17 protein-coding genes are annotated in these 15,343 nt (G+C 71.7%); 7 read left to right on the top strand and 10 right to left on the bottom strand.

Features of this window, described 5'->3' with window-relative positions; translation table 11 throughout:
- Nucleotides 1-211: 211 nt before the first annotated feature.
- Complete coding sequence (locus QFZ26_RS06250) at nt 212-976, top strand: IclR family transcriptional regulator (RefSeq protein ID WP_307044951.1); 765 nt, start codon at nt 212-214, stop codon at nt 974-976.
- 33 nt (nt 977-1,009) lie between these two features.
- On the opposite strand, the gene QFZ26_RS06245 is transcribed toward QFZ26_RS06250, so the two are convergent.
- Complete coding sequence (locus tag QFZ26_RS06245; protein ID WP_307040291.1) at nt 1,010-1,597, bottom strand: antibiotic biosynthesis monooxygenase; 588 nt, start codon at nt 1,595-1,597, stop codon at nt 1,010-1,012.
- Nucleotides 1,598-1,727: 130 nt separating this feature from the next.
- Here QFZ26_RS06245 and QFZ26_RS06240 point away from each other — a divergent pair, with 130 nt between their 5' ends.
- Nucleotides 1,728-1,991 carry a hypothetical protein gene (locus QFZ26_RS06240; RefSeq protein WP_307040290.1) on the top strand — a complete coding sequence of 88 codons (264 nt, stop codon included), beginning with the start codon at nt 1,728-1,730 and terminating at the stop codon, nt 1,989-1,991.
- 70 nt (nt 1,992-2,061) lie between these two features.
- Here the strand turns inward: QFZ26_RS06240 and QFZ26_RS06235 are convergent, their stop codons facing one another.
- A complete protein-coding gene (locus QFZ26_RS06235; RefSeq protein ID WP_307040288.1) occupies nt 2,062-2,235 on the bottom strand; it encodes a CsbD family protein in 174 nt (57 codons plus the stop codon).
- 235 nt (nt 2,236-2,470) lie between these two features.
- On the opposite strand from QFZ26_RS06235, the gene QFZ26_RS06230 reads away from it, so the two are divergent.
- Together QFZ26_RS06230 and QFZ26_RS06225 are read left to right on the top strand one after the other, a co-directional pair.
- Nucleotides 2,471-2,878: a DUF4383 domain-containing protein gene (locus tag QFZ26_RS06230; protein WP_307040287.1), complete on the top strand. Its 408-nt coding sequence runs from the start codon at nt 2,471-2,473 to the stop codon at nt 2,876-2,878.
- A 9-nt stretch (nt 2,879-2,887) separates the two neighbouring features.
- Nucleotides 2,888-3,478: a hypothetical protein gene (locus QFZ26_RS06225; RefSeq protein WP_307040285.1), complete on the top strand. Its 591-nt coding sequence runs from the start codon at nt 2,888-2,890 to the stop codon at nt 3,476-3,478.
- Nucleotides 3,479-3,494: 16 nt separating this feature from the next.
- Here QFZ26_RS06225 and QFZ26_RS06220 read toward each other — a convergent pair whose 3' ends face one another.
- On the bottom strand, nt 3,495-4,037 hold the full coding sequence (locus tag QFZ26_RS06220) for a helix-turn-helix domain-containing protein (protein ID WP_307040282.1): 543 nt from the start codon (nt 4,035-4,037) through the stop codon (nt 3,495-3,497).
- A gap of 79 nt (nt 4,038-4,116) precedes the next feature.
- On the opposite strand from QFZ26_RS06220, the gene QFZ26_RS06215 reads away from it, so the two are divergent.
- Entirely contained in the window at nt 4,117-4,857 is a 741-nt protein-coding gene (locus QFZ26_RS06215) for an ABC transporter ATP-binding protein (protein ID WP_307040280.1), read from the top strand.
- On the top strand, nt 4,854-5,651 hold the full coding sequence (locus QFZ26_RS06210; RefSeq protein ID WP_307040278.1) for an ABC transporter permease: 798 nt from the start codon (nt 4,854-4,856) through the stop codon (nt 5,649-5,651). The genes QFZ26_RS06215 and QFZ26_RS06210 overlap by 4 nt, the downstream gene beginning before the upstream one ends.
- Before the next feature lie 109 nt (nt 5,652-5,760).
- Here the strand turns inward: QFZ26_RS06210 and QFZ26_RS06205 are convergent, their stop codons facing one another.
- The 7 genes from QFZ26_RS06205 to QFZ26_RS06175 form a co-directional block, all read right to left on the bottom strand.
- Nucleotides 5,761-7,143 carry an acyltransferase family protein gene (locus tag QFZ26_RS06205; protein WP_307040275.1) on the bottom strand — a complete coding sequence of 461 codons (1,383 nt, stop codon included), beginning with the start codon at nt 7,141-7,143 and terminating at the stop codon, nt 5,761-5,763.
- Nucleotides 7,144-7,260: 117 nt separating this feature from the next.
- Nucleotides 7,261-7,671: a PGPGW domain-containing protein gene (locus QFZ26_RS06200; RefSeq protein ID WP_307040274.1), complete on the bottom strand. Its 411-nt coding sequence runs from the start codon at nt 7,669-7,671 to the stop codon at nt 7,261-7,263.
- A gap of 10 nt (nt 7,672-7,681) precedes the next feature.
- Nucleotides 7,682-8,353 (bottom strand): response regulator, encoded by a 672-nt coding sequence (locus QFZ26_RS06195; protein WP_307040272.1) that lies wholly within the window; start codon nt 8,351-8,353, stop codon nt 7,682-7,684.
- Nucleotides 8,350-9,609 carry a sensor histidine kinase gene (locus QFZ26_RS06190; RefSeq protein WP_307040270.1) on the bottom strand — a complete coding sequence of 420 codons (1,260 nt, stop codon included), beginning with the start codon at nt 9,607-9,609 and terminating at the stop codon, nt 8,350-8,352. Before QFZ26_RS06190 ends, QFZ26_RS06195 begins: the two co-directional genes overlap by 4 nt.
- A 104-nt stretch (nt 9,610-9,713) precedes the next feature.
- A complete protein-coding gene (locus tag QFZ26_RS06185; RefSeq protein WP_307040268.1) occupies nt 9,714-10,748 on the bottom strand; it encodes a YihY/virulence factor BrkB family protein in 1,035 nt (344 codons plus the stop codon).
- Between the two features lie 111 nt (nt 10,749-10,859).
- Nucleotides 10,860-11,873 (bottom strand): alpha/beta hydrolase, encoded by a 1,014-nt coding sequence (locus tag QFZ26_RS06180; RefSeq protein ID WP_307040266.1) that lies wholly within the window; start codon nt 11,871-11,873, stop codon nt 10,860-10,862.
- A gap of 32 nt (nt 11,874-11,905) precedes the next feature.
- Entirely contained in the window at nt 11,906-12,463 is a 558-nt protein-coding gene (locus QFZ26_RS06175; protein WP_307040263.1) for a GNAT family N-acetyltransferase, read from the bottom strand.
- A 504-nt stretch (nt 12,464-12,967) separates the two neighbouring features.
- Here QFZ26_RS06175 and QFZ26_RS06170 point away from each other — a divergent pair.
- Nucleotides 12,968-15,328 carry a DEAD/DEAH box helicase gene (locus QFZ26_RS06170; RefSeq protein ID WP_307040262.1) on the top strand — a complete coding sequence of 787 codons (2,361 nt, stop codon included), beginning with the start codon at nt 12,968-12,970 and terminating at the stop codon, nt 15,326-15,328.
- The last annotated feature ends 15 nt before the right edge of the window (nt 15,329-15,343 follow it).

Below are 15,343 nucleotides of genomic sequence, written 5' to 3'. Positions count from 1 at the left end.
GGCCGTTGTCCGGAATCCCAGACGCGAGCGTAGGCTGGGCGTCGCCGACGCGCCGACCCGCCGCGCGCCGGCACCGAGAGGACACGAGTTGTCGGTATCCACCCCGCGAAGCGACGATTCGCGACCACTCGACGCCGGCGGCCGCGTGTCGCGCGGCGCGGGCGCGGGCGGCGCGGGTGCGGGCGGCGCGGGCGCGGGCGCTGGGCCGAAGGTGCCGGCCGCCGACCAGACCCTCGCGATCCTCTCGCACCTGGCGGCACAGCGCGGCCCCGTGCCGGCGGCGACGATCGCCCATGCTCTCGGCGTTCCCCGCTCCACGGTGTACCACCTGCTCGCGGTCATGCAGGAGCGCGGATTCGTGGTGCACCTGCCCGAAGAGCGCCGTTACGGCCTCGGCGTCGCCGCGTTCGAGCTCTCGAGCGGATTCTCGCGGCAGCAGCCGCTCGCGCGCCTCGGGCGTCCGCTCGTCGCGAGTCTCGTCGACCGACTCGGTGAGAGCGGCCACCTTGCGGTGCTGCACGGGCGCGACGTGCTCTACCTCGTCGAGGAGCGCGCTCCTCGACGCCCGTCGCTCGTGACCGATGTCGGCGTGCGCCTTCCCGCCCACCTCACGGCGACGGGCCGCGCGATGCTCGCCGAGCTGCCGCCCGCGCAACTGCGCGCCCTCTACCCCGACCGTGCGGCGTTCGCGTGGCGGCATCCGTCACCCGACACGGATGCCGCGGAGTGGAGCTACGGCCGGCTGAAGCGCGTGCTCGCCGAGGCGCGGGAGCACGGCTGGGCAGGCGAGCACGGCGAGGTGACGCCCGGACTCGCCTCGGTCGGAGTCGCGGTCGTCGACCACCTGGGCTGGCCGGCCGCGGCGATCGCGATCACGTATCCGGATGACGCTGAGCCCGCGTTGCGCGATCGGGTCGTGCCGGCCGTGCACGAGGCGGCGGCGACACTCTCCCGCCGCATCGGCGGCACGCGCTGACGCTCGCCACGCGCGCGTTCACCGCGCACGATGTCAGCGCTTCGGCGCGAGCCACCGCCGGAGCATCCGCGTCACCAACGGCAGCACCCAGTACGCCATGATCGGCGTCAGCACCAGGGTCGTGGCGAGCACGCGCGTCCAGAGCGGCAGCTCGCCCCAGCCCGGCACCGGCGACACCAGGTAGGAGAAGAGCACGTTCACCGGGAAGAATCCGAGCCAGATCGCGACCGCCTGCTTCCAGCGCGGCGGCGCGGGCGGCAGGTCGACGTCGGGGGCCGCGGCATCCGACACCGGAATCGACCCGGTCGCCGGCTCGTCGAACCAGCCCTCGATGCCGGTGCGGCGCTTGCTTCGCTCGGACTTCACGAAGCCCTGGCCCATCGAGAGCCACCAGCTGCGTTCGGGCGACTGCTCCCAGGCCGAGAGCGTCTCCTCGTTCGCGAAGCGATAGAGCATGTGCCAGACCTGGGATGCCTCTCCCGCCCGCACCCAGCCGGAACCGAGGAAGCCGGGGTACTTGTGCGCGAGGTTCACGCCGGTCTGCACCCACGCCGTCGCCTCTGAGATGTGCGCGGGGTCGACCTCGCGCCGGATCGAGACGGTGATCGGTTCGCCAGCCATGACCCCATCCCACCGCATCGCGAGCACGCAGCGATAACGGATGCGTCCGGCGCGCCGGACCGTGGATCCTCATCGGGCGCGGAAATGCAAGGGTCTTCCCGCTCCGGCGACGCGGGCATAGCTTCGTCGCATGACGCACGGAGACACGAACCACGATGAGACGAACGGCGGCGGACTGAGCGATCAGGAACTGACCGAGAAGGACACGAGCTACAGCCCCGCAAGCGAGGCCGAGACCCAGGCGAAGCAGGACGACCCGGTGCCGGAGACCATCGAGCCGGAAGCCGCCGACCGGGTGAAGGTCGCGCCCGGAACGGGCGGCCCCGACGATCCGGGTGACATCGAGGTCGATCCCGGTGACGTCCAGCTGGGCGAGATCGACGAGCGCGGGTAGGCACTCGGGCCCCGCCTCGGCATGAAAACGGGGTGCGTTCCCGTAGGAACGCACCCCGTTCGACGGGCGGTCACTCCTTGAATGCGTCCTTCACGTTCTCGCCCGCCTGCTTCACGTTGGCCTTGGCCTGGTCGGCTTTGCCCTCGGCGACCTTCTCGTCGTCGTTGGTCATCTTGCCGGTGGCCTCCTTGGCCTTGCCGCCGAATTCCTCGGCAGCGTTCTCCATCTTGTCTCCGACGCCCATCAAGTGCTCCTTCCGTCTCGCGCGAATCTCGCGCTTGCCGGCGCGGTGTCGCGCTACTCCCATTGAACGTCGGACGCCTCGATACGGGGAGGGGGTTGCGACAACCGGATGACCCCGCTACACCGAGGTGCGACCCGTCCTGACTCGTGTTGCGGCGGAGGCCAATCCGGCACCGCGACCGCTCCGAACTCCGATCAGCACGGCACCGCCGCGCTCTGGACAAAGGAGGAAACCCATGCGTCATTCCCCGAACCGCATCGTCGCAACCGTCTTCGGCGCGGTCTACGTACTCGTCGGGCTGCTCGGATTCGCCGTCACCGGCGGCGTCGGCTTCATCGCCACCGAGGGCGGACTGCTCCTCGGCGTCTTCGAGGTGAATCCGCTGCACAACGTGGCCCACATCCTCATCGGCGCGGCCCTGCTCCTCGGGGGCTTCGCGTCCGTCGCCGCAGCGAAGGCCGTGAATGCCACGGTCGGCGCCGCCTACCTGTTGCTCGGCATCGTGGGGTTCTTCCTCGCGGGTACCGCCGCGAACATCCTCGCGCTGAACACCGCCGACCACTTCCTGCACCTCGCGAGCGCGATCGTGCTGCTCGGAGTGGCGCTCGGCTTCGAGCGCGCCGGACGCCTGGCGACGGCGTAGGGGCCGGCCATGCAGGCACTGGCGGCGGCCACGCGCAGCTGGCCGATGCTCGCCGCCCTCGGCGCCGGGCTCGTGCTGCTCGCGCTCGCCGCCGGTGCCGGGGGAGCGGTGCAGCCGGCACTCCTCGTGCTCGGCGTCGCCGCGCTCGGTTGGGGCGTTCTCGCGCTCCGCGCGGGGCGAGTGCTCGCCCCGTCCACCGTGCTCGTCGTGGCCGCCGTCTCGCTCATGGGGATGGCGGCGGCGGTCGCGACGGGCACCGCCGCGATGACGGATGTCTCGCCGGGGCCGCTCGCCGCGGCATCCGTGTTCATCGTGGTCGTGGCGTTCGCCGCAGGGCTGGCCATGCGAGGCAGGCGGGCGCGCGCCTCGAGCGACGACGACGCTTCGCGCGCGGGCGCGGGCGCGGCACCCGGGGCATCCGACTCGATGCCGGCGCTGCTCGGCATGTTCGCCGGGGCCGCGCTCGTCGCGGCGCTCGCGACCCCTGCGCTCGCCGCGACCGAGGCCGGTGAGCGGGCGGAGCCGCACGGAACGCACGAGCCTCACCAACTCGACGAGCAGACGACCGGTCACGAGACTCCCGGCGACCACGTGCACTGACGGGTGGCGCGACCGCTCAGCCTCGAGCGGCGCGGTCGCCGGGAATGAGCGCGGTCGCGAGCGTCACCGTGCGACGATCGCCGCCGTCGTCGGCGAGGTACGGCGCGAGCAGCTCGCCGAGGCCGGCCTGGATCACCGCGAGGTCGTCGGTCGTGACGTGCAACTGCACCTCGCCGAAGCCGAGGAAGTCGCGGAATCCAGGGTCGCCGGCGGCGCTCGCGCGGTCGAAGGTCTCGCCGAGGTGCGCGAGAAAGGTGAGGAACGCCTGCTGCAGTTCTCGGGCTCCCATGTCGCGCAGCTCGTCGTGGTCGACGTGGGCCATGCGGTTGCCGAGGGCGAACGTGCGCTCGACCGCACCGCGCACGCGGCGCTCTTCGACGATGGTGAGGATGTCGGCGTCGACGAGCGCGGCGACGTGGCGATAGAGCGTGGCCTGCGGGATGTCGGGCAGGGCGGCACGAAGGTCGGCGGTCGTGACCTGGCGCGTGCCGAGGTGCTGGATGATGCGCAACCGCACCGGGTGCATGACGACGTCGGCGATCGGCGACGGTTTGCGCATCGTTCCTCCGGATGACTATTCTCATGGTGAGAACGTTCTCAACGTTCTCACCATGAGTATGCCACCGAAGGGACCCGCCATGAGAAACGGCACCGCAATCGAGGTCACCGGCCTCGCCAAATGCTTCGGCGGCGTCGACGCCGTCCGCGACGTCGGCTTCGTCGCGCGCCCGGGCCGGGTGACCGGATTCCTCGGCCCGAACGGCGCGGGCAAGTCCACGACGCTCCGGATGCTCCTGGGCCTCACTCGATCCGACGCGGGTGCCGCGCTCATCGGCGGCATCCGCTACCGAGACCTCGCAGACCCCACCGGCACCGTCGGCGCGGTGCTCGACATCGCCGCGGCGCACCCCACGATGACGGCGCGCGGGCACCTGCGGAGCTGCTGCGCGCTCGGCGGTCATCGCACGGAGCGTGTGGCGCGGGTCGCCGAGCTCACCGGCATCTCGGAATACCTCGACCGCCGCGTCGGCACGTTCTCCACTGGAATGCGCCAGCGCCTCTCGCTCGCGACGGCACTGCTCGGCGACCCGGCCGTGCTCGTGCTCGACGAACCCTCGAACGGACTCGATCCGGCCGGCATCGTGTGGCTGCGCACCTTCCTCCGCGAGTTCGCGTCGGGCGGTCGCACCGTGCTGCTCTCGAGCCACCTGCTCACCGAGCTCCAACACGGCGTCGACGACCTCGTGCTCATCGACCGAGGGCGAGTCACGTGGGCGGGCTCGCTCGCCGAGCTCACCGAGCGGGGCATGAGCCTCGAGCAGGCCTTCCTCGAGCTCACGTCTGCTGCAGCATCCGACATCGAAGGAGCCCGCGCATGAGCCGGCTGATCCGAGGCGAGTTCACCAAGCTCTTCGCCACCCGCCTCCCCCTGTGGTCGCTCATCCTCGCGGCATGCTGCGGCGGCGGCCTCACCGGCCTGCTCGCGCTGGTCGGCCCCGAGAACGCGACGCCGCCGCTGCCGGGGCTCGACACCGCCGAGGGCGTCGGCATCGTCGTGGGGATGAGCGGCCTGCTGCTCTTCGTGCCGGCCCTCATCGGCACCATCGCCGTCACCGGCGAGTACCGGCACCACACGATCGGCACCACGTTCCTCGCCGTGCCGCGACGGGGCCGCGTCCTCGCGGCGAAGCTGCTCGTGTTCGGCGCGCTCGGGGTCGCCTACGGACTCGTCGCGTCGCTGTTCGCCGGCGTCGCGGTGGTGGCCGGGGCAGCGTTGCAGGGCGTCGAGCTCGGAGTTCCGGTCGCGGCGCTCGTCGCGCTGCTTGCGCGGCTCTCGCTCGCGGCCGCCGTGTACATGATCCTGGGCGTGGCGATCGGCGCACTCGCCCGCCACCAGCTGCTCGCGGTCGGCATCGTGCTGGGGTACTTCTACTTCCTCGAGCACGTGCTCATGATCATCCCCGGCGTGAACGTGATCCACCCCTTCCTCCCCGGCGGGGCGACGGCGGCGTTGACCGACTTCACGTTCCTCAGCGACGCGATCGCCGAGCAGTTGCCCATCGCGGCCTCGGGCACGACCTCGCCGGCGATCGGTGCGCTCGTGCTGCTGGCCTACGCGGCCATCGCGTCGTGCGTGGCGATCGCGGTGCCGTTGCGGCGCGACCTGCGCTGAGGCGGCGCCCGCCGCCCGCCCTCCCTCCCTCAGCCCACTCACCAGCCCCCAGCTCCCACGCCCGGTCTGCTGGTCGGTTCAGCGTCTTCTGCGGCATCCGAAGGGCGCTCTACTGCCTAGTAGAGGGCTGGGCGGGCTGGCTGGGGCGGAGTTGGCGGATGCCGCGGATGCCCCGCAGCGGCGTTGCGCTTCCGCGAAGCGACACCACGAGGAGCAGCAGCGCGATCACGGCCGGCAGCGGCGCGAAGCCGAACACGAGCAGCGCGGCCACCCCGGCGACCCCGCACACCGCGTCGATCGCGGTGGAGCGGGCAGCCGGCGCGGCGATCGAGGCGCCCGCACCGCCGCCGCGCTCGAACCGCGCGAACGCGAGCGTGACCGGCACGACGGCCGCCGCCGCGACGACAAGCCAGAGCGGCCGGCTCGCCCACCACTCGAGGCTCAACGGCTCGGGCAGCGGCAGGCCGAAGGTCGCGTTCGCGGCGAGGCTGAGACCCGCGAGCAGGATGAGCACCGGCAGGTGCCAGAGGTACACCGTCATGGCGCGTGCGCCGATGGCAGAGATGAGCCGCGAGGCATCCGCTCGCTCGACCCACGCACGGATCGCGGGACGTGCCAGCTGGAACAGCGCGAGCTGCGCGATGCCGAGCACGACGAGGCAGACGGTCGGCGGGTTGAGGTTCACGAGCATGTCGACCGGATACGGCCCGGCGGTCGTGAGCACGGCGAGGAACGCGAGCGACCCGCCGGCGATGCCCCACAGCGTGCGACGTGCGAGCCGGTCGACCCCGCCGTCGGCGAGGTGGAAGCCGAGCTGCTGCACGAGGAGCCAGACGAGCAGGAGGTTGAGGAATCCGATGCCGTCGATGACCGTCGAGAAGCGCACGACGTCGACGGTGACGACTGCCGCGAGCAGGGTGACCGGCGTGAGGACGCGGGCCCGTTCGTGCGCCCGCATCATCAGCGGCACGAGTGCCGAGGTGGCGAGGTACACGCCGAGGAACCAGAGCGGCTGCCCGATGCGGAATCCGGCGGTCGCCACCTGCTCGGGCGGCAGCCCCGCGAGCGACAGCGCCACGAGCCCACCGGCCACGACGACCACGAGCGCGACGGCCGGACGTACGAGCCGCTCGAGGCGTGCGCGCACGTAGTCGGTCGGGCCGGCGCCCCGGGCGCGCATCGCCCGCCAGTGGTGGAAGCTCGAGAACCCGCCCGCGATGAAGAACAGCGGCATGATCTGCACGACCCAGCTGACCGGCCCGAACCAGGCCTGGTCCTCGAGTGCGTTCTCGAGCACCGGTCCGTCGGCGCCGAGGCTGACGCCGACCATCATCGCGTGCAGCACGAACACTGCGACGAGGAGCACCACGCGGATCGCGTCGATGCTGACATCGCGAGCGGATGCGCCGTGCTGAGCGGATGCCCCGTGGTCGGATGCCGCGCGGCGAGCGGGAGCGGCGCCGGCGGCGCGAGGTGCGAGCGTGTCGGTCATGGCCGGCCCCATCCGGGCGGCCCATCCGCCCACGCAGGCAGGTTAGGAACGCGGTTCCTGCCGGGACATCACCCAGCGGAGCCGTTCCGCACCCTACGGGGGTAGGGGGGCGCGGGCTCAGCTACCCGAGGAGTCGGTCGAGTCGGTCGAAGCGGCGCTCGCGGCCGCGGCCTTCCGGCGCGCCCTGGCATCCTTCGCCGCGGCGACGGCCTTCTTCGCGGCCGCGTTCGCCTTCGTGCTGACCTTCTTCGCGCCGTCGAACTCGGTCGAGAGAATGCCGAGGCCGCCGAGTGCGATCAGCGCACCCGGGCCGGGCAGCGGCATGAGCACGACGCCGAGCGCGACCGTGCCGCCACCGACCACGCCGACGCCGGTGCGGTAGACCCTGTCGGCCGTCGGGTGACGGCGGATCGTCTCGCGCGTGCTGTGCGCGGCGGCCGACGCCGCGCGCCCGAGCGTCGAGCCGACGCGCCTGCCGATGGTCGGCGCAGGCTGCACGGTCGGCAGATCGGCGGGAGACGTGCTCATGCGTCCAGCCTCACGAACCCGGCTGGACGAGTCCTGTGTCGTACGCGAGCACCACGGCGTGCACACGGTCGCGCAGCCCCAGCTTCTGCAGGATCTTGGAGACGTGCGTCTTCACGGTCTGCTCGGCGATGAAGAGTGCGGCCGCGATCTCGGTGTTCGACATGCCACGGCCCACGAGCGTCAGCACCTCGCGCTCGCGGTCGGTGAGTTCGGCGAGCCGGGTGCTCGACGGGCGCGGCGGCGGAACCGAGCGCGCGAAGTCCTCGATGAGCCGCCGCGTCACGCTCGGCGCGAGCAGCGCGTCGCCGCCCGCCACGATGCGCACGGCCGCGACGAGCTCTTCGGGCGTGGCATCCTTCAGCAGGAATCCGCTCGCCCCCGCCCGCAGTGCGTCGTAGACGTACTCGTCGATGTCGAAGGTCGTGAGCATGAGCACGCGCGGCACGTAGTCGGAGCTGCGTGGCGGGATCTGCAGAGCACGGGTCGCCTCGATGCCGTTCTGCTGCGGCATCCGCACGTCCATCACGACGACGTCGGGTCGCAGCGAGTGCGCGAGCGCGACGGCTTCGACGCCATCGGCGGCCTGCCCGACCACCTCGATGCCGGGCTGGGCGGCGAGCACGGCCGCGAATCCGGCGCGCACCATCGCCTGGTCGTCGGCGATGAGCACCGAGATCGTCACGCCGGGTCTCCGTCCGATCCGAGGGGCAGGGTTGCGAGTACACGGTAGCCGCCGCCGGGCCGCGGCCCGTACTCGGCACGCCCGCCGAGGAGCGCCGCGCGCTCGGCGATGCCGACGAGACCGTGGCCGCCGCCCTTCGAGTCGGGGGCAGGGTCATCCGTCGCCGCCTCGTTCTCGACGCCCACCACCAGGTCTCCGGCGAGCACTTCGACCGACACGTGCGTCGCGGCGCCGGGCGCGTGGCGCACGACATTGCTGAGGGCCTCCTGCACGATGCGGTACGCCGAGGTCGACGCCAGTCCGGTCGCGGGCAGGCGCTCGCCCAGCACGAGCGTGACGGGCACGCCGGCGCGGTCGACGGATGCCACGAGCACGGGCAGGTCGTGCAGCCCGGGCTGCGGTGCCATCTCGGGCGCGGCCTCCGAGCTCCGGAGCACGCCCAGGAGCTGCCGCATCTCGGTCATCGCCGTGCGAGCCGACGCCGCGATCTCGGCGAACTCGTTGCGTGCGCCGTCGCTCAAACCCTCGACTCGGTAGGGTGCGCTCGTCGCCTGCACGTGGATGATCGAGAGGCCGTGCGCGACGACGTCGTGCAGCTCGCGGGCGATGCGGTTGCGTTCCTCGACGAGCACGCGACGCTGCTGCTCCGACGCCGAGAGCTCGCGCTCCCGGAAGAGCTCGGCACCGATGACGCGCCGCTGTGCGAGGAGGAGCGCGACGGCGAGGACCAGGGCGGTCACCGCTGCGGCGGTGACGACGTTCGCGGCAGCCCCCGCGTCGACGAACGCGAACGGTGCGGTGACCGCGACGGCCGCCCCCCAGGCGGCGAGACCGACCCACGATTCGCGCATCACGCCGAGCACGATGAGGAGCACGGCCTCGCCCACGATGGCGGTCACCGGCCACGGCCACGGCGCGCCATCGGAACCGGCCGACAGCAGCGCGAAGGCGAGCAGTCCGAGGGTCGCGAGCCCGGCGCCGAACCACGGCCACCGCACGGTCAGCGGCAGGGCGCCGGCCATCGCGAGGCTCGTGGCGAACGCCGCCAACAGGTGCACGCCGTAGATGGTCGCGGCCAGCGGCACCGAGACGGCGAAGAGCACGAACGCGAGCAGGGAGGTCGTGACCCACAGCCAGGCGCGGAACTGGCGCTCATCGATCGTGCGCGAGAGCTGCAGCAGCGGCGCCGGGGGTGCGGGCGCGGGCGGTGCCTCGCTGCTCGCGGGCCGGTGAGTGGGCTGCTGGAAATCGTCCATGATGCCAGTCACTCTGTCACGCGGCCCAGGCGAGGACATCCCTCCGCCGAGCGATTCCCGGGCAGTACCGCGGTAGGGGATGGGGCATCCGGATGCCCCGGCTCTCAGCCGTGCGGACGGCGCCCGGCCGCGGGCGTGACGCCGCCGACCGCTGTGTCGGCGCGCATGGCGAGCGACGCACGGACATCCGTCGCCCGTTGCGTCAGGTTCTTCTCGATGTTGCGGGTGTCGCGGAGCGGGAGGTGCACGCGTTCCTCGGAGTTCATGCCCGCCCGCAGCTGCCGGGCGCGCTCGACCTCGGTGTCGAGCACCGCACCGAAGATCATCGCGAGGTGTGAGAGCCAGATCCAGAGGAGGAACGCGATCACCATGCCGAGCACGCCGTACACCCGCGTGTAGGTGCCGAAGCCCAGCACGTACAGGCCGAAGAGCGTGGTGGTGAGAATCCAGACGAGCAGGGCGCCGACGGCCCCGACGCTGAACCAACGGAGGTTGCGCCGCTTGACGTTGGGCGCCGCCCAGTACAGCAGCGCCATCACGAAGATGCCGATGGCGGCGAGCACTGGGAGCTTGCCGAGATCCCACCAGAAGACGACGCCCTCATCGAGGCCCAGCACTCGCGCGGCCGCTTCGGCGACGGGCCCCGTCAGCAGCAGGCAGACCGCGGCGATCGAGGCGAGTACGACGAGCACGGCGGACACGCCCAGCATCGCGGGGCGCATCTCCCAGAAGGGGCGCCCCTCCTCCACACCGTAGATGCGGTTCATGCCACGGCCGAAGGAACCGACGAAGCCCGAGGCCGCCCAGAGCGTGCCGGCGAGGCCGGTGACGAAGGCCCATCCCGCATGGGAGGCGTTCACGAGTTGGTCGATCGGCTCGCTCAGCGCGTCGACGGCCGTGCCGGCGCCGAGCTCCTCGAGCACGTCGAACGCTCCGCTGACGACCGCCTCGGCACTGCCGAAGATGCCGAGCATCGCGAACGCCGCGAGCAGGGCGGGCAGCGAGGCGAGCACGGTGTAGAAGGTGAGCGCCGCGGCGATGTCCTGCACCTGGTTGATGCGGTACTCGTGCACGGTGCGGGTGAAGATGATCCGCCAGTCGCTCTCCGAGAGCTGCGCGGGTGAGTCGTGGTCGGGCATCATTCCTCCGCTCGCGTCGACGGGCGTGCGCGCGTGCGCAGACCGCCTGCGGCTGAGCCTAGGACCCGTCGTGCCGCGGGGCACAGGGGTTGCGGAGGAGCGAGGCCGCGCTTAGCCGAGGTGCGTGTGCAGGAACGCCGCGACGCGGGCGCGCAGTGCCTCGTCGAGGATGCCGATGGAGTGCGCGACGCCAGGCACGACGGCGAGCTCGACCGGCACGCCGGCCCCGGCGAGCGTCGCCGCGAATCGTTGCGATTGACCGAGCGGCACGGCCTCACTGTCGGAGTGCCCGATGAAGAAGGGAGGGTCGCTCGCATCGACCGTGGTTCCAGGTGACGCCTCGATCGCCTGGGGGCACGCCGCATCGTCGATGCCCGGTTCGCAGTCGAGGTACTCGTCGACGATGGTGCGAAGCCACGCGGATGCCCCGTCGGCGCCCAGCTCGGACGCGGTCAAGCCCACCGGGCCCGAGAACTCGGCGACCGCCGCCACGCGGGAGCCCTCGTCGAGTGGCCCGTCGCCGCTCGTGCCGAGGAGTGCCGCGAGGTTGCCGCCCGCCGAGCCGCCGAAGGCGCCGATGCGGTCTGAGTCGATGCCGAACTGCTCGACCTGCTCGGGTGCGCGCAGCCATTCGACCGCGAGCGCCACGTCGTCGATCGCAGCCGGGAAGCGCACGTGGGGCACGAGCCGGTAGTTGACGGATGCCGCGACGAACCCTTCGCTCGCGAGCCACAGGCAGACGTTGCGCCAGTCGGCGTTCGCCTTGTCGCCGCGTGCCCAGCTGCCGCCGTGGATCGAGACGACCGCCGGACGCACCGTCACGAGCGGGTCGGGCGCGGGCGCGCAGATGTCGAGGGTGAGCAGCGTGCCGTCTTCGCGGGTGCCGTACTCGAGATCGGCTTCGACGCGGATGCCGGCGGGCGGCGTGAACGTGCGGATGCCGATGATCCCCGTGCCGGCGAGCTCGCTCGCGGCGTCGGCACCGACCGGGTCGATCTCGTTCAAGGGCACGTGGAACGCGGAGAGCGCAGCGCTGGTCGCGAGGGCGGCTGCGACGGCCGCGGCGATCAGCACGGGCCGGCGGCGCCGACCTCCGTGACCGCCGGAGATTCGGGTCTTGGTCACGAAGGGCTTCCGGGTTCAGGGCTGCAGTGATGCTACCTCACCTTTGCGCGATGTGAACTCGAGTCGGAGCTCAGCGCCTGCGAGGGCTCGGCCACGAGCGGCTTCGCGAAGCAGACCGAGTGCGGCTCCCCGACGTACTGGCCGAACTGCGGGATCTCGCGGTAGCCGTGGCGCGTGTAGAGGGCCTGGGCGGCGTCGTGCAGGTCACCGGTCTCGAGCACGATCTCACGGATGCCGCGCGCCGACGCGTCGGCCTCGATGCGGGCCAGCAACGCGCCCGCGACTCCGCGGCCACGTGCCGACGGGTCGACGAACATGCGCTTGAGTTCGCCGCGCGCGGGCGCAGGGGCATCCGTCGCCGTGGTCGTGTTGTCGGCCACGAGGGCCGCGATGCCGACCGCCCGACCGTCGTCACGGGCGACGTAGAAGGTCACCTCGGGGCGCTCGAGCGTGGCGATGTCGAGCAGGAAGTTGCTCTCGGGCGGGTAGAGGCTCTGCGCGTAGGCGCTGCTGCCGTCGAGCAGGAGCTCGACCTCTGGCTGGCGGGGCGGCTCGACGGCGATCGTGATGGGCTCGTGCTCGTGGTTCACCCCGTGAGCGTACGTCGCGGGCGTTTCGCGAGTGTTACACCCCCCGGTCGCGGAAGGAGGGCTCCTCCGGGTGCGGGGCGGGCGGCTCCGTCGGATTGGGCGCGAGCGGCTCCCCGGGTCCTGCCGGCCCGGGTTCAGCGGGCTGCGGCGTCGTCGGGTCTGCCGGTGGCATGGTGGGGTCAGGGTTCGGAAGGTTCGGATCGGTCATTGCTGCTCCTTTGCTCGCATTCGACGCTACGCTTTCGACTCGCTCCCGTCTCAGGGTTGCATCCGAGGCATCCGTAGGGCGCTTTCCCAGCCGAATTCCGGTAGTGTTGCCGAGTCGGTTCTGGACACCGCGCTGTGCGCGGATGGGTTTGTGAGTCCAAAGGGCCGGTTTCGGGGCGAACTGCCTCGGATAGTCACTGTATGTGAACGGCCCCGGTCGACGATGTTCCGGGTTCTCAGTGTGCTGCGCCAGCAGTGGTGCTGCCATGTACTTGAAGTAACCCAGGAAGCACGACCATGCCCAAGAACAAGAAGCCCGCCGGCGGACGCCCGGCGAAGAACTTCGATCCCTCGTACGCGAAGGGCGGCTCGAAGGGCGGCCCGGCACGTGCCGGATCGTCCAAGCCCGGCTCGCGCAGCGAGGGCCACCGCGGCTACCGCCCCGAGCCCGCCGACGGCCCGCGCAAGGTGCGCTGGTCGGCCGACGAGCGTGTCGCAGCCGGTCGTACTGCACACCGCGGCGACCGCGACGGACGCGACGCCGGCCAGTCGAGCGAGCGCCCCGCGCGTTCGTACGACCGCAACGACCGCAACGACCGCCCCGCGCGTTCGTACGACCGCAACGACCGCCCCGCGCGTTCGTACGACCGCAACGACCGCCCGGCGCGTTCGTATGACCGTGATGACCGTGCGCCTCGCGCCGGTGACCGCAACGACCGCCCCGCGCGTTCGTACGACCGCAACGACCGCCCGGCGCGCTCTCACGATCGCGATGACCGTGCTCCCCGTACCGGTGACCGCAACGAGCGCCCCGCACGTTCCTCCGATCGCGACGATCGTGCGCCCCGCACCGGTGACCGCAACGAGCGCCCGGCGCGTTCGTACGACCGCAATGACCGCAACGAGCGCCCGGCGCGTTCGTACGACCGCACCGAGCGTCCTGCTCGTTCGTTCGACCGCAACGACCGCACCGAGCGCCCCGTGCGTTCGTACGACCGCAACGATCGCACCGAGCGTCCGGCTCGTTCCTTCGACCGTGACGACCGTGCACCCCGTCGCGCCGACCAGGGCGACCGTCCGGCCCGTTCCTACGACCGCACCGAGCGCCCGGCTCGCACCTTCGACCGCAACGAGCGCCCCGCGCGTTCGTTCGACCGCAGCGACCGCGCACCCCGTTCGTACGACCGTGACGACCGCGCACCCCGTTCGTACGACCGTGACGACCGCGCGCCCCGCCGTGACGTCGATCGCCCCGGCTTCAAGGACTCCGGCCGCCGCGAGTCCGACTTCTACCCGGCCAAGGAGCAGGGCCACCGCTTCTCGCCGAACGACGACGTCGTGCTCGAGCGCCTCGAAGCCGACGCCATCCAGGCGACCGAGGTCGATGGCGTGAGCTTCGCCGACCTCGGGCTCGGCGGCAACGTCGTTCGCGTGCTCAAGGAGCTCGGCGCCGAGTCGCCGTTCCCGATCCAGGCGGCGACCATCCCGGCCGTGCTCGAGGGTCGCGACGTGCTCGGCCGCGGCAAGACCGGCTCCGGCAAGACCATCGCCTTCGGTGCCCCCACCGTCGAGCGCCTCATGACCCTCTGGGCGGAGTCCGGCAAGGCCGGCGGCAAGCGCCAGATGGGCCGCAAGCCCCGCGCCCTCATCCTCGCGCCGACACGCGAGCTCGCCCTGCAGATCGACCGCACGGTGCAGCCCATCGCGCAGAGCGTCGGCCTCTTCACCACGCAGATCTACGGCGGCGTGCCCCAGGCTCGCCAGGTCGGCGCGCTCCAGCGCGGCGTCGACATCGTGATCGGCACGCCGGGTCGCATCGAAGACCTCATCGAGCAGCGTCGACTCGACCTCTCCGAGGTCGTCATCACCGTCATCGACGAAGCCGACCACATGTGCGACCTGGGCTTCCTCGAGCCGGTGCAGCGCATCCTCCGCCGCACCGCCGACGGCGGCCAGAAGCTCCTCTTCTCGGCGACGCTCGACCAGGGCGTCGCGACGCTCGTCAACGAGTTCCTCGTCGAGCCGGCCGTGCACGAGGTCGCCGGCGAAGACCAGGCATCGTCGACGATCGAGCACCGCGTGTTCGTCATCGAGAACCGCGAGAAGCGCGACATCGTCGCCCAGCTCGCGAACCGCGAGGGCAAGACCCTCGTCTTCTCCCGCACCAGGGCGTTCGCCGAAGACCTCACCGGGCACCTCGAGGACTACGGCATCCGTGCCGTCGCTCTCCACGGTGACCTGAACCAGTCGCGCCGCACGCGCAACCTGCAGCAGCTGACCTCGGGCCGGGTGAACGTGCTGGTGGCGACGGATGTCGCAGCCCGCGGCATCCACGTCGATGACATCGACCTCGTGATCCAGGCCGACGCACCCGACGAGTACAAGACGTACCTGCACCGCTCGGGCCGCACCGGCCGCGCCGGCAAGGAGGGACGCGTCGTCACGCTCATCCCCGGCAACCGCCAGCGCCGCATGACCGACCTGCTCGGCCGCGCCGAGATCGACGTCGACTTCGAGCGCGTCGCGCTCGGCGACGACGTCTGGGGCGAGTCGGTGGAGTTCGTCGCCGAGGTCGAGACCGTCGAGGTCGTCGAGATGACGGTGGACGAGGTCGTCGAAGCGGCCGAGGCCGCCGCCGACGAGTCGCCTGCCGCCTGAGGCATCCGCTCGCAT

The sequence above is a fragment of the Agromyces ramosus genome (assembly GCF_030817175.1).
Classification (GTDB): domain Bacteria; phylum Actinomycetota; class Actinomycetes; order Actinomycetales; family Microbacteriaceae; genus Agromyces; species Agromyces ramosus_A.
This window is presented reverse-complemented; position numbering and strand designations above follow the sequence as displayed.

Bases quoted from the DNA above. Each gene is read 5' to 3' on its own strand.
- QFZ26_RS06235 (WP_307040288.1), bottom strand. From the start codon at position 2,235: ATGGGCGTCGGAGACAAGATGGAGAACGCTGCCGAGGAATTCGGCGGC.
- QFZ26_RS06185 (WP_307040268.1), bottom strand. From the start codon at position 10,748: ATGCCCGACCACGACTCACCCGCGCAGCTCTCGGAGAGCGACTGGCGG.
- QFZ26_RS06230 (WP_307040287.1), top strand. From the start codon at position 2,471: ATGCGTCATTCCCCGAACCGCATCGTCGCAACCGTCTTCGGCGCGGTC.
- QFZ26_RS06170 (WP_307040262.1), top strand. From the start codon at position 12,968: ATGCCCAAGAACAAGAAGCCCGCCGGCGGACGCCCGGCGAAGAACTTC.
- QFZ26_RS06215 (WP_307040280.1), top strand. From the start codon at position 4,117: ATGAGAAACGGCACCGCAATCGAGGTCACCGGCCTCGCCAAATGCTTC.
- QFZ26_RS06205 (WP_307040275.1), bottom strand. From the start codon at position 7,143: ATGACCGACACGCTCGCACCTCGCGCCGCCGGCGCCGCTCCCGCTCGC.
- QFZ26_RS06220 (WP_307040282.1), bottom strand. From the start codon at position 4,037: ATGCGCAAACCGTCGCCGATCGCCGACGTCGTCATGCACCCGGTGCGG.
- QFZ26_RS06245 (WP_307040291.1), bottom strand. From the start codon at position 1,597: ATGGCTGGCGAACCGATCACCGTCTCGATCCGGCGCGAGGTCGACCCC.
- QFZ26_RS06240 (WP_307040290.1), top strand. From the start codon at position 1,728: ATGACGCACGGAGACACGAACCACGATGAGACGAACGGCGGCGGACTG.
- QFZ26_RS06210 (WP_307040278.1), top strand. From the start codon at position 4,854: ATGAGCCGGCTGATCCGAGGCGAGTTCACCAAGCTCTTCGCCACCCGC.
- QFZ26_RS06200 (WP_307040274.1), bottom strand. From the start codon at position 7,671: ATGAGCACGTCTCCCGCCGATCTGCCGACCGTGCAGCCTGCGCCGACC.
- QFZ26_RS06190 (WP_307040270.1), bottom strand. From the start codon at position 9,609: ATGGACGATTTCCAGCAGCCCACTCACCGGCCCGCGAGCAGCGAGGCA.
- QFZ26_RS06225 (WP_307040285.1), top strand. From the start codon at position 2,888: ATGCAGGCACTGGCGGCGGCCACGCGCAGCTGGCCGATGCTCGCCGCC.